Here is a 12,947-nt window from a genome sequence, read left to right on the forward strand (position 1 = left end):
CTCACGCTCCCTTCTGCGGTACGAGCCGCAGGTAGACGGCGGTGATGACCACGTTGACCACGAACAGGAGCAGGAAGGTGATGACGACGGACTGGTTGACGGCGTCGCCGACGCCCTTGGGACCGCCCTTGGGGTTCAGCCCGCGGTAGGCGGCGACGATCCCCGCGATGAAGCCGAAGACGACCGCCTTGAACTCGCTGACGTACAGGTCCGGGAGCTGGGCGAGGGCGGAGAAGCTGGACAGGTAGGCGCCCGGGGTGCCGTGCTGGACGACGACGTTGAAGAAGTAGCCGCCCAGCGTGCCGACCACCGAGACCAGGCCGTTGAGGAAGACGGCGACGAGCATCGTCGCCAGCACCCGCGGTACGACCAGCCGCTGGACCGGGGAGACGCCCATGACCTCCATGGCGTCGAGTTCCTCGCGGATCTTGCGGGAGCCGAGGTCCGCGCAGATCGCGCTGCCGCCGGCGCCCGCGATGAGCAGCGCCACGATCAGCGGACTGGCCTGCTGGATGACCGCGAGCACGCTCGCCCCGCCGGTGAACGACTGCGCGCCCAACTGCTGGGTGAGCGAACCGACCTGCAGGGCGATGACGGCGCCGAAGGGGATCGACACCAAGGCGGCGGGCAGGATCGTCACGCTCGCCACGAACCAGAACTGCTCGATCAGCTCCCGCGTCTGGAACGGCCGGCGGAAGGTGTCGCGGACGGTCGTCGCGGCGAGCGTCATCAGCCGGCCCGTCTGCCGCAGGGCGCCGGTGCCCGGCAGGGGCGGGCGCAGGCGGCCGGCGCCGGGGTCCGGCGGGGGCGGCGGGGAGGACACCGGGGCCGTCATGCCGTCTCCTCCGGCACGGGTGCCGGTACGGGCGCCGCAGCGGCTGCTGGAGTGGCCGCCGAAGTGGCCGCCGGCACCGTGCGCAGGGCCTCGCGGGCGGTCTGCGGCAGCCGGTCCCACATCGCCAGCACCCGCTCCCTGCGCCGCGGGACCGCCGCGCGGGGCGGCAGGCCGGGGCTCGGCTCCAGTTGCGGCGCCACCGGCCGGACCGGCGGCGGGGACTGCGCCTCGCCGAGCCGCTCCAGGACGAGCGTCGCCTCGTCCTTCTCCTCCGCCATCCCGATGGGGCCGGTCCTGCGCCCGCTCAGGAACTGCCGCACCACCGGCTCCTCGCTGGTCAGCAGCACCTCGCGCGGCCCGAACGCGACCAGCCTGCGGCGGAAGAGCATGCCCATGTTGTCCGGCACCGTCGAGGCGATGTCGAGGTTGTGCGTGACGATCAGCATGGTGGCGTCGATCTGCGCGTTCAGGTCGATCAGCAGCTGGGAGATGTACGAGGTCCGCACCGGGTCCAGGCCGGAGTCGGGCTCGTCGCACAGGATGATCTGCGGGTCGAGCACGAGTGCCCGGGCCAGCCCGGCGCGCTTGCGCATCCCGCCGGAGATCTCGCCGGGCAGCTTGCCCTCGGCGCCGAGCAGGCCGACCATCTCCATCCGCTCCATGACGATGCGGCGGATCTGCGACTCCTTCTTCCTGGTGTGCTCGCGCAGCGGGAAGGCGATGTTGTCGAACAGGTTCATCGAGCCGAACAGCGCGCCGTCCTGGAACATGAGCCCGAACATCTTGCGGGCCTCGTAGATGTCCCGTTCGGGGCTGTTGACCATGTCGACGCCGCCGACCATGACGCGGCCGCGCTCGGGCCTGAGCAGCCCGATGATCGACTTGAGGAACACGGTCTTGCCGGTGCCGGAGGGGCCGAGCATCACGCTGATCTCACCGGGCGGCAGAGTGAGCGTCACGTCCTGCCAGACGGTCTGCGTGCCGAAGGACTTCGTCAGGCCCTCGACGATCACTTCTCTTCCCATCGCACCTCCCGGTGGGCTTCGTCGGTACGGGGTCGGGGCAGCGGCCCGGTCCGGTTCCGGACCGGATTCCGGTTCAGTGGCTCACTTGCGGTGGGGCAGTTGCGGAATCGGGATCTCCGGTTGGCACAGGTAGGGGGCGTTCAGCGGGTCGCAGATGCGCCCTTGGACGAGGTTCAGGGAGTTGCCGGGGCCGGACAGGGCCGCGGTGAACAGGGCGTTCAGGTCCTCGCCGTGGGCGGCGCAGCCGGTGAAGGGCGGGATGACCAGGTTGTCGTCCGTCAGCGGGCCGCCGTCCTGGATGTCGTAGTCGGGCTTGCCGTCGTCGTCGGGCAGGCCCGCGTCCTTGCGGCCGTTCAGCACGATGTCGAGCGGGCGCACGGTGTGGCAGTCCCGGCCGACGTCCAGCGGCGTGCCGTTGATCCGGACGTCGTGCAGGCGGATGTCCTGGTAGCCGCCGATGGTGGTGAGGATCGGCTGGCCGAAGAAGTCGTCGCCGGTCTGGACGACGGTGAACAGGCCCCGGGGGACGAAGTCCACCCGCGCCGACGTCGGCATGAAGCCGTAGGTGACGAACGTCGCCCGCGAGGGCGGCAGTTGCAGGGAGAGGATCGAGTCGACCTCGACGTACTGGTTGGTGTAGTCGAGGACCTTGCGGCGGCCGGAGTTGATCTCGGCGAGGGCGGGGTGGGCGTACGGGTCGTTGACGATCATGGCGCCGCCGAGCTTGCCGACGTTCGAGAAGCCGTCGGCGAAGGCGCACTGCGGTGACGGGGGGAAGTCCGGCATGCCGGGCAGCGGCAGGACGATGGCCGTCTGGCTCACGGGCGGGAGCCGCTTGGGGTCGAGGGCGCCGGTGGGCGTCTTGCCGCAGGTGGTGATGCCCGAGTGCGGCGGTGTCGGCTCCGGCGTGACGGTGATGGTGCCCGTGTCGGTGCCGGGGCCGCCGCCGGCCGTCGCGTGGGGCCGGATGTTCCCGCCGCTCGCGCCTGGGGTGACCGCCGAGGGGCCGGACGCGGCGGACGGTGCCGGGCCGCCGGGTACCGGGACGGTGGCGAGGGTGGTGGCGGCGCCGGCGGCCGGGACGCAGGTCACGGTGACGCCGCCGGAGGAGCCCGAGCCGGAGGGGCCGGACGGGCCCGAGGGGGTGCCGGCGGCGGACGGGGACCCGGCGGACGGCGTGCTCGCGGAAGCGGCGGACGGGGTGGAAGGGGCGGCGGCCTCGGGCACGGACGGGGACGTGGACCCGGGTACGGGCGCGGCGGACGGGGTGGCGGACGAGGGGTTGCCGGGCCGCGGGGCCAGGGACAGGACCAGGTCCCCCATCGCGAAGGTCACGTCGCCGGGCCCGCTCACCGACACCGCGGGCACGTTCCCGGTGAAGACGAGCACCAGGTCGCCGGTGTCGGGGACCCCGGTGCGCGCGGCCGTCAGACCCGCCCAGTCCGCGGTCGCCCGCGAGGCGCCCTGGGTGACACGGGCCGTCAGGTCCGCGGTCCCGGTAACCGCGGCCGTGTCCCCGGGGAGCAGCGCCGTGACGCCCGCCCGCGGCACGGTCACGGTGGCCGTGAGCGCTCCCGGCCGGATGGGGGCGCCCGGCGTCCCGCTGCCGGGGTAGCGCTGCTCGAAGCCGACGGTCACGTCCTGACCCGCGCCCGGCGCCCGGCCGGCGGACGCGCACTCGTACGACAGCGAGAGGCGGCCCTGCTCACCGACGGCCGCGGAGTTCATGGCGGACAGCGCCGCGGCCGTGAGGGCGGCCGTCACCACGGACCCGAGCCATACCGACCGGCGCGGTTTCGTTCCACCCCTCATCGTCGAACTCCTTGAGCAGCCTGAGCAGCCTGAGCGGCAGGACATTACGTGCCGGTAATGGTCCGGACAAGTGATCGAACGGCACGGAATTCGGCGGGCCGTCCGGCGCGGGTTTTTTTGTCACCGGACGACAAAAGCGAAGCGGAATTTTGTCCTCCGATGAGTGGCCGGCGGCCGTCGCGCCACGCGGCCCCCTCACGGGACGCGCATACCCGTCCCGCGCGTCCCCGGGTACGCGGCAGGGGCCGCCCGGGCCCGGGGTCGCCGGGCGGGACGGCCCCCGCGTACCTCAGCCGGGGCCGGTCGGCTGCCGGGTCGGGCACCGGGTCACGGAGAGGTGATCTGGAGGGTGGCGGGCGACAGCACGTAGGACGCCGTGTAGGTGGCCGCGTCACCGCTGTTGATCAGGCCGAGGCAGGTGCCGGACACGTTGTAGGCGTGCAGGTTGCCGCCGCTGACGGCCAGGGTGTGGGTGCTGTTGTTGTAGGTGGCGTTCAGGGTCGCGGTGCTGCCGGAGGTGGCGCCGCCGAAGTCGGCGGTGCAGCCGAGGCCGCTGATGTGGGCCTTGACGCCGGTGAGGGTGCCGGTGGTCACGCCGCCGCTGTAGGAGGCCGCGTTGACGGCCCAGGGCAGGCCCTGCGCGGTGACGGAGAACGTGATGCCCAGCGGGCCGGAGCAGCTGGTCCACGACACGCTGCTGATGCTGCCGATGGCGGTACCGGACAGGCCGGTCCCGTTGGCGGCGGAGCCCGCGGCGGACGAGGAGGAGCACTTCAGCTGGGTACCGGTCCTCGTGTCGGTCAGGATCGGGTTGGTGGCCTTCGCGGTGAACGAGCCACCGCCGGTGACGGTCCACGTGCCGGCCGCGGAGGCCGGGGCGGCGGCGAATCCGACGGCCGCGGCGATGGCGGCCCCGGCGACGAGGGAGCTCTTGGCAGCTTTGCGCACGAGCTGATCCTTCCTGGGGGGAGTTGGCGTGCCTGATAACCGAAAACCCGCGCGTCGACGGCGGGAATTCGGTTGCGACTCACTACCTGGAACGCGGCGACCGATGCTGGTCGGTCCCCTTGCGTTCGGGACGCTACGCACGGGTAACCGGCGGCGCAACAATCCCGTTCAAGATTCTCCGCCGGACCTTACTGGCGGGTAATTTTCTGTCACCGGAGCAACAATGGCCCGCGAATTGTTGTCACCGAATGAGCAGCGGGCGGAAATCGCCCCGCGGTAATGCCGCACGGCGTCCCGGTGCGGTACGGTCGCGCCGCGGACCGGATCGCGGACGGCCGGCGGCCGCGGATCGCGGGCGGCTGCGGCCGCGGATCGCGGGCCGTCCGCGGCCCCCTGGACCGCGGCGGGACGCCTGCGGCAACGTTTGCGTGTTCGCGGTGCTGCGCTCCGTGCATGTGTGGTCTATGTTGCAGCAGGGCCACGGCGCGACGCCGCGCGGTGGAGAGGGGGTCGTCGTGACCGTCATGCGTCAGACACCGGAGCAGACCGAACCGCTGGGTCCGCTGCCACGCGAGTTCGCCGCCGTCATGCGCCCCGAACTGCCCAGCCTGCTGCAGGAGATGGCCGCCGAGATCGTGGCGGCCATCCCGGAGTACGCCGAGCTGCTCCAGGGGCCCAACGCCCGCGTGATGCGGATCGGCATCGAGCAGGCCATCGCCACCTTCGTGGACCGGGTGGCCGCGCCCGCCGCCACCACGGCCCTGCGCGACGAGCTGTGCCGGCAGTTCGGCAGGTACGAGGCGTTCGAGGGCCGCAGCCTGGACAATCTGCAGGCCGCGTACCGGATCGGCTGCCAGGTCGCGTTACGCAGGGCGCGTACGGTCGGCCGCCGCTACAGCCTGTCGGCGTCCTTCATGCTCAGCTTCGCCGACGCGCTCTTCGCGTACATGGGGGACCTGGCCGCGCTGTCCCGGGAGGGGTACGTCCAGGCTCTCGCCGAGCTCGGCGAGGAACCCGACAACCGGCGACGGCGGCTGCTGCGCCGGATCGTGAAGGGCGCCCCGATCGCCCGCGGCACCCTCGTGGAACTCGCCGAGCACTGCGGGTGGCAGCTCCCCGACCGGGTCACCATGGTCGCCCTGTCCTCCGGCACCCGCCCGGCCCGCTCGGCTCTGGACCGCGACGTGCTGCTCGACCTCGACACCGAGCCGCACCTGCTGATCCCCGGCGCCTTCACCGACCGCAGGCGCGAGACGCTCACCGCCGCCCTGGGCCGGGGCGGCCGGGCCGCGGTGGGGCTGACCACCGCCCTCGCGGAAGCCGGGGACTCGCTGCGCTGGGCCCGCCAGACCCTGTCCCTCGCCGAGGCCGGCGTCATCGAGGACTCGCCCGTGGCGCTGAGCGAGGACCACCTGCTCCCCCTGTGGCTGCTCGGGGACACCGCCCTGGCCCAGCAGATGACCGGGAAGTACCTCGCCCCCCTGGCCGGGATGACCGCCACCCGGCGGGCCCGCCTGGTCGACACGCTCCAGCTGTGGCTCACCACGCGCGGAACCGCGGCCCAGATGGCCGAAACCCTCGGCGTCCACCCGCAGACGGTCCGCTACCGCATGCGCATCCTGGAGCGCGCCTTCGGCGCCCAGCTCACCGATCCCGACGACCGTTTCGCCACCGAGATCGCCCTGCGCTCCCTCCACCTGCAGGGCCGCCGCGCGGGCTGAGCCACCCGCGGCCCCGCGCCCGCCGCGGCCGGCCGGCCGGAGCCGGGTCGTCGCCGGCCGTGCGGCCCCCGCGGCTGTGAGCCGGGCCACCCTGCCATCGCGTCGGTCTGACGATAAAATGGGGGCGTGCCTCAACTACGCCTCGCCCTGAATCAGATCGACTCCACGGTCGGCGACATCGCCGGCAACGCGGCGGAGGTCCTGCGCCGGACCCGGTACGCCGCCGAGCACGGCGCCCACCTGGTGGCGTTCCCCGAGATGATGCTCACCGGCTACCCGGTCGAGGACCTGGCGCTGCGCTCCTCCTTCGTGGAGGCCAGCCGCGCCGCCCTGGTGGACCTCGCCGCCCGGCTCGCCGCCGAGGGACTGGGCGAGCTGCCGGTCGTCGTCGGCTACCTGGGCCGCAGCGAGCACGCGCAGCCCAGGTTCGGCCAGCCGGCGGGCGCGCCGCAGAACTGCGCGGCGGTCCTGCACCGCGGCGCCGTGGCCCTCCGCTTCGCCAAGCACCACCTGCCCAACTACGGCGTCTTCGACGAGTTCCGCTACTTCGTGCGCGGCGACACCATGCCGGTGGTCCGGGTGCGCGGCGTCGACGTCGCCCTGGCCATCTGCGAGGACCTGTGGCAGGACGGCGGCCGGGTGCCCGCCGCCAGGGCGGCCGGCGCCGGACTGCTGCTGTCCGTCAACGCCTCCCCGTACGAGCGGGACAAGGACGACACCCGTCTGGACCTGTGCCGCAAGCGCGCCCAGGAGGCGGGGTGCACCCTGGCGTACCTGGCCATGGTCGGCGGCCAGGACGAGCTGGTCTTCGACGGCGACTCCCTGGTGGTCTCCGAGCGCGGCGAGGTCATCGCCCGCGGCGCGCAGTTCGCCGAGGAGGTCCTGCTGCTCGATCTGGACCTGCCCGCCGCGCCCGCGCAGGCCCCCTCCGGGCGGGTCGACGACGGCCTGGAGATCGTCCACGTGACCTTGTCGGACACGCCCGTCGAGCGTTACGAGCCGCTGTACACCGGCGGCGCGGCCGAGCGGCTCGGCGACGAGGCGGAGATCTACGCGGCGCTGGTCACGGGCCTGCGCGCGTACGTGCGGAAGAACGGCTTCCGCTCGGTGCTCATCGGCCTGTCCGGCGGCATCGACTCGGCGCTGTGCGCGGCGATCGCCTGCGACGCGCTGGGGGCCGAGAACGTCCACGGCGTCTCGATGCCGTCCGCGTACTCCTCGGCCCACTCCCGGGAGGACGCCGCCGACCTCGCCCGCCGCACCGGCCTGCACTTCCGTACCGTGCCGATCGCCCCGATGTTCGACTCCTACATGGGCGCGCTGTCGCTGACCGGTCTCGCCGAGGAGAACCTGCAGTCGCGGCTGCGCGGGGTCGTCCTGATGGGCATCTCCAACCAGGAGGGCCACATCGTGCTCGCCCCGGGCAACAAGAGCGAGCTGGCGGTGGGCTATTCGACACTGTACGGCGACTCGGTCGGCGCGTACGGCCCGATCAAGGACGTCTACAAGACCACCGTCTTCCGGCTGGCCCGCTGGCGCAACGCCGACGCCGAGGCCGCGGGCCGCACCCCACCCATCCCGGAGAACTCGATCAGCAAGCCGCCCAGCGCCGAACTGCGCCCCGGCCAGGTCGACACCGACTCGCTGCCGGACTACGACGCGCTGGACCGGGTCCTGGAGCTGTACGTGGACCGCGACCTGGGCCGCGACGAGATCATCGCCGCCGGGTACGACCCGGCCCTGGTCACCCGCGTCCTGAAGCTCACCGACACCGCCGAGTACAAGCGGCGCCAGTACCCGCCGGGCACGAAGATCTCCCCGAAGGGCTTCGGCAAGGACCGCAGGCTGCCGATCACGAACAGGTGGCGCGAGGGCGAGCGTTCGTAACCGCCGCGCGCCGATCCGAGCCCGCGTCAGGGCAGTTGGAGGCGGGCGGCGACCGGGAGGTGGTCGCTGCCCGTCCTCGGCAGGGTCCAGGACGACCTGGGCTCGATGCCCTTGACCATGATCTGGTCGATCCTGGCCATCGGGAACGACGCCGGCCAGCTGAAGCCCATGCCATTGCCGGCCGCGCCCTGGGTGGAGCGCATCTGCGAGGTGACCGAGGCCAGCGCGCGGTCGTTCATGGTGCCGTTGAGGTCGCCGAGCAGCACCACGCTGTGCAGCGTCTCCCCGGCGATGGCCCGGCCGAGCGCGTCCGCCGCCCGGTCGCGCTGGCCCGCGGTGAACCCCGCGTCGAACTTCACCCGTACCGACGGCAGATGCGCCACGTACACCGCGACCTGCCCGTGCGGGGTGCTCACCGCGGCCCGCATCGCCCTGGTCCAGCCCATCCTGATGTCCACGGGACGCACTCCGTGCAGCGGGTACCGGCTCCACAGCCCGACCGTCCCCTGGACCGAGTGGTACGGGTAGGCCGCCGCCAGATCCCGGGCGTAGCGCGGCGCCTGATCCTCCGGCAGCTCCTCCAGCGCCACGATGTCCGCGCCGGCCGCGGCGACGTCCCGTGCGGTGGCGTCGGGGTCGGGATTCTGCGCGTTGACGTTGTGGGTGAGGACGGTCAGGTCGCCGCCGGGCCGGGACTTGTCGGTGAGCAGCCCGCCGAACATGTTGAGCCACAGCGCGAGCGGCAGCACCACGGCGGCCAGCGCGGTCGTCGAGCGCCGGACCAGCGCCAGCACCAGCAGCACCGGCACCGCGAGGCCCGACCAGGGCAGGAACGTCTCGGACAGGCTGCCCACATTCCCTATCCGGTTGGGCAGGCGGGAGTGGAAGGACAGCAGCAGCGCCAGCAGCACCGCGACCGCGGCCAGCACGATTCCCCGCCGCCACATGCCGCGCGGCCGCCACCACCGCAGGAACGGCTCGACGAGTCCGGCCCGCAGCTTCGGTACGGCGCCGCGTTCGGGCCTGCCGGTGCCGTCCGTCGTCGCGTCCGTGCTGCCGTGCGCCTGGGTCATGTGGAACCTCGCTGCCGTGCCGGTTGCTCTGCCGACCTTAGGGGATCGGTATGAGAAGCGACGGACCGCGGGGGGCGGTGGGTTCCGGGCAGTGCTGCGTTCGGGTGTGCTGTGACGAGACGGTCATACGGGAGGGCACGGGCACGCCGCGGGGCTCATGCGGCCCTCGCGCCCTCCAGGAAGGCGTTCACGATCCGCTCGGGCAGGGTCTCGTCGGTCAGGCGGTCGGGCCGGATGGTCGCCCGGTACAGCACGGGGCCGACCACCATGTCGACGGCGAGTTCCAGGTCCTCGCCGATAGCGGGCCGCAACTCGCCGGTAGCGACACCGTGTTCGAGCAGCCGGGCCAGGACGCGGCGGCGGGGCACGATGGCGCCCTCGTAGTAACGCGCCCACAACTCGGGGCTGCTGTGCAGGTACATCAGCATGTTGCGCAGCAGCGCGTTGCCCTGCTTGGCCAGGTTCCGGCGGCGGGTCCCGTCGACCTGGGCGATCAGGTCCTCGCGCAGGTCCCGGCCGGCCGGCTCGGGCGGCGGCTCCTCGACGGCGGTGAGCACGTCCAGCAGCAGCGCGCCCTTGCCGGGCCAGCGGCGGTACACCGTCGCCTTCCCGACACCGGCCTCCTTGGCGACGCTCTCCATGGACAGCTCCGCGATGCTCGTGCCCTCCGACACCAGCCGCAGCACCGCCTCGATGACGGCGCTGTCGACGGCGGCGTTGCGCGGCCGTCCGCGGCGGCCGCCCGCGGGCCCCGCCGCGTCCGGCCGCCGCGGGTCAGGCGGCGGCGCGGCCGGTGGAGGCGGGGCCGTACCCGCCGCGACGGCGGACGAGGCGGCGAGGCCCGCGGCGGAGTCCGTCACTGCTCGGCACCCACCTTCTCCGGCTCGGGGGCGGCGCCGGGGGCCACGGCGGCGTCGGCCTGCCTGCCGGGCAGGAACACCAGGGAGGTGACCGCGCCGAACAGGGCGACCGCGGCCGCGGCGACGGCCGTGATGTGCATGGCGTGCAGGAAGGCGTCGTTGGCGGGCTGGATCAGCGCCTGACCCTTGGGCCCCATGCGTTCCGCCACGGCGAGGGTCGCCTCGATCGACTCACCGGCCGAGTGCCGGGCGCCGGGCTGCAGCACGCCGAGGTGGTCGCGGACGCCGTTGCGGTAGAGGGTGGACATCACCGAGCCGAGGACGGCCACGCCGAGGGCGCCGCCGACCTGCCGGAAGGTGTTGTTGACCGCGGAGCCCGAGCCCGCCTTCTCCCGCGGCAGCGACGACATGATCATGACGGTGGCCGGCGGCATCACGTGCGCCATGGCCGTGCCCATCAGGAAGAACGTGACCTCCAGCACCCAGATGGGCGTGCTCCGGCCCAGCAGCAGGAAGCCGAGGAAGGACACGCCGGTGAGCGTCATCCCGCCCACGCAGACCGCGCGGGCGCCGAACCGGTCGACCAGCAGCCGTGCCCTGGGCGCGAAGACCAGTTGGGCGGCCGCGAGCGGGAGCAGCAGCAGGCCGGACTGCAGGGCGCTGTAGCCGCGCACCGACTGGGTGTAGAAGACCACGAAGAAGGTCACGCCCATCAGCGCGAAGAAGATCAGGCCGATGGCGGCGACGGACGCCGAGAACTGCCGCTTCCTGAAGTACGCCATGTCCAGCGCCGGGTGGTCGCTGCGCGACTCGTAGGCCACGAAGGCGGCCAGGACGGCCGCGCCGCCCAGCGTGGTGCCCCAGACCTCGGGGCGGCCGAAGTCGCCGTACTGGCCGCCCTTGATGATGCCGTAGACCAGCAGGACCAGGCCCGCGATGGACAGCAGCACGCCGATCGGGTCCAGCCGGCCGGGCCTGGGGTCCTTGGAGTCGGGTACGAGGACGGCCATCCCGATCAGGCCGACGATCACGACCGGCACGTTGACCAGGAAGACCGAGCCCCACCAGAAGTGCTGCAGCAGCAGGCCGCCGGTGATCGGGCCGACCGCGATGGCCAGGCCCACCACGCCGGACCAGATGCCGATGGCGCGGGGCTGCTCCTCGCGCTCGAAGACGTTCATGATGATCGCGAGGGTGGCGGGCAGGATGAGCGCGCCGCCCAGGCCCATCACCGAGCGGAACGCGATCAACTGCGCGGCCGAACCGGCCGTCGCGGACGCGGCCGACCCGGCGCCGAAGACGAACATGCCGGCCAGCAGCACCTTCTTGCGGCCGAGCCGGTCGCCCAGCAGCCCCGCGGTGAACAGCAGGCCGGCGAAGACGAGGGTGTAGGAGTTGATCGCCCATTCGAGTTCGCTCTGCGAGGCGCCGAGGCCGGTCGGAGCGGGCTGGGCGATGGTCTTCATCGCCACGTTGAGGATCGAGTTGTCCAGGACGACCACGAGCACGCTGAACAGCAGGGTGACCAGGATCGCCCAGCGGCGGCGGTGGATCGTCCCGGAGACGGATATCTGAGATAGCTGAGATGCGGCCATGGAAGCAGCGTACGTCGATTAACGATACGGAGCCGTCTCGTATCGTAAAGCCGTGGTAAAACCCGTCTCCCCTTTCCCGGTGCGGGCGGTCGTGCCAGCATGGAGGTGGTCCGGGGACGCCGTGAGGGCGCCTCGAGATGACATGAAGGAGCCGTCACCATGACGCAACTTCCTGCTGCCCAGAAGCCCCCGCGGGACTCCGCGCGGGCCACCGACAACCCCAGGGCGCTCTACGGGGGCGCCGGCACGCGCCGGGTCACCGTGCGCGACCTGCTCGCCGCCAAGGAGCGCGGCGAGAAGTGGCCCATGCTCACCGCCTACGACGCGATGACCGCGTCGGTGTTCGACGAGGCGGGCATCCCCGTCCTGCTCGTCGGGGACTCGATGGGCAACTGCCACCTCGGCTTCGACACCACCGTGCCGGTCACCATGGACCACATGGCCATGCTGTCTGCGGCGGTGGTGCGCGGAACCAGCCGCGCGCTCGTCGTCGGCGACCTGACCTTCGGCTCGTACCAGGAGGGCCCGGTCCAGGCGCTGCGCAGCGCCACCCGGCTGATCAAGGAGTCCGGGGTCGGCGCGGTCAAGCTGGAGGGCGGCGAGCGCTCGCTGGCCCAGACCGAGACCCTCGTCCAGGCGGGCATCCCCGTCATGTCCCACCTGGGCCTCACCCCCCAGTCCGTGCACACCCTCGGCTACCGCGTCCAGGGCCGCGGCGACGAGGCCGCCCACCAGTTGCTGCGCGACGCGAAGGCGGCCGAGCAGGCGGGGGCCTTCGCCGTCGTCCTCGAACTCGTCCCGGCCGAGGTGGCCGCCGAGGTCACCCGCTCCCTCCACATCCCGACCATCGGCATCGGCGCCGGCCCCGACACCGACGCGCAGGTCCTGGTCTGGACGGACATGGCGGGCATGACCGGCGGAAAGGTGCCGCGCTTCACCAAGCAGTTCGCGAACCTGCGGCAGGTCCTCGGGGACGCGGCCCGGGCATACGCCGACGAGGTCGTCGGGGGTGCCTTCCCGGCCGAGGCGCACACCTTCCACTGACCGTCCGTCGTCGGTGGACGCCTTCCACCGGCCTCCCCCCGTCGGTGGACGCCTTCCGCCGACGGCTCCGCCGGCACGGGCCCGGCCCGGCGGCGGCGCCGCGGTCATCAGCCGCGCCGCCGCCGCGACCGGGCCCGCCGGCCCGCT

Annotated in this window: 10 protein-coding genes; 3 read left to right on the plus strand and 7 right to left on the minus strand. The window is 72.8% G+C overall.

What is annotated here, in order from left to right; translation table 11 throughout:
- Position 1 precedes the first annotated feature (1 nt).
- The 4 genes from K7G61_RS03755 to K7G61_RS03770 all read right to left on the minus strand — a co-directional run bounded on the left by K7G61_RS03755 (position 2) and on the right by K7G61_RS03770 (position 4,620).
- Complete coding sequence (locus tag K7G61_RS03755) at positions 2-835, minus strand: ABC transporter permease (protein ID WP_225845111.1); 834 nt, start codon at positions 833-835, stop codon at positions 2-4.
- Positions 832-1,860: an ABC transporter ATP-binding protein gene (locus tag K7G61_RS03760; RefSeq protein WP_225845112.1), complete on the minus strand. Its 1,029-nt coding sequence runs from the start codon at positions 1,858-1,860 to the stop codon at positions 832-834. Before K7G61_RS03760 ends, K7G61_RS03755 begins: the two co-directional genes overlap by 4 nt.
- 81 nt (positions 1,861-1,941) lie before the next feature.
- On the minus strand, positions 1,942-3,672 hold the full coding sequence (locus tag K7G61_RS36285; RefSeq protein ID WP_263983821.1) for a DUF6801 domain-containing protein: 1,731 nt from the start codon (positions 3,670-3,672) through the stop codon (positions 1,942-1,944).
- Between the two features lie 327 nt (positions 3,673-3,999).
- Entirely contained in the window at positions 4,000-4,620 is a 621-nt protein-coding gene (locus K7G61_RS03770; protein WP_225845113.1) for a hypothetical protein, read from the minus strand.
- 515 nt (positions 4,621-5,135) lie between these two features.
- Here K7G61_RS03770 and K7G61_RS03775 point away from each other — a divergent pair.
- Together K7G61_RS03775 and K7G61_RS03780 are read left to right on the plus strand one after the other, a co-directional pair.
- Positions 5,136-6,341 (plus strand): helix-turn-helix domain-containing protein, encoded by a 1,206-nt coding sequence (locus K7G61_RS03775; RefSeq protein ID WP_374204041.1) that lies wholly within the window; start codon positions 5,136-5,138, stop codon positions 6,339-6,341.
- 126 nt (positions 6,342-6,467) lie between these two features.
- Positions 6,468-8,228, plus strand: coding sequence for an NAD+ synthase (locus K7G61_RS03780; protein WP_225845114.1), 1,761 nt, complete (start codon positions 6,468-6,470; stop codon positions 8,226-8,228).
- Between the two features lie 26 nt (positions 8,229-8,254).
- Here K7G61_RS03780 and K7G61_RS03785 read toward each other — a convergent pair whose 3' ends face one another.
- The 3 genes from K7G61_RS03785 to K7G61_RS03795 all read right to left on the minus strand — a co-directional run bounded on the left by K7G61_RS03785 (position 8,255) and on the right by K7G61_RS03795 (position 11,756).
- Entirely contained in the window at positions 8,255-9,175 is a 921-nt protein-coding gene (locus K7G61_RS03785) for an endonuclease/exonuclease/phosphatase family protein (protein WP_374204049.1), read from the minus strand.
- Positions 9,176-9,456: 281 nt separating this feature from the next.
- Positions 9,457-10,161 carry a TetR/AcrR family transcriptional regulator gene (locus K7G61_RS03790; protein ID WP_225845116.1) on the minus strand — a complete coding sequence of 235 codons (705 nt, stop codon included), beginning with the start codon at positions 10,159-10,161 and terminating at the stop codon, positions 9,457-9,459.
- The gene (locus K7G61_RS03795) at positions 10,158-11,756 is read right to left on the minus strand and encodes an MFS transporter (RefSeq protein WP_225845117.1); all 1,599 of its coding nucleotides are present in this window, start codon (positions 11,754-11,756) and stop codon (positions 10,158-10,160) included. Before K7G61_RS03795 ends, K7G61_RS03790 begins: the two co-directional genes overlap by 4 nt.
- 159 nt (positions 11,757-11,915) lie before the next feature.
- Here K7G61_RS03795 and panB point away from each other — a divergent pair, with 159 nt between their 5' ends.
- Positions 11,916-12,800 (plus strand): 3-methyl-2-oxobutanoate hydroxymethyltransferase, encoded by an 885-nt coding sequence (gene panB, locus K7G61_RS03800; RefSeq protein ID WP_225845118.1) that lies wholly within the window; start codon positions 11,916-11,918, stop codon positions 12,798-12,800.
- The last annotated feature ends 147 nt before the right edge of the window (positions 12,801-12,947 follow it).

It is taken from the genome of Streptomyces sp. HPF1205 (assembly GCF_020400825.1).
GTDB lineage: Bacteria > Actinomycetota > Actinomycetes > Streptomycetales > Streptomycetaceae > Actinacidiphila.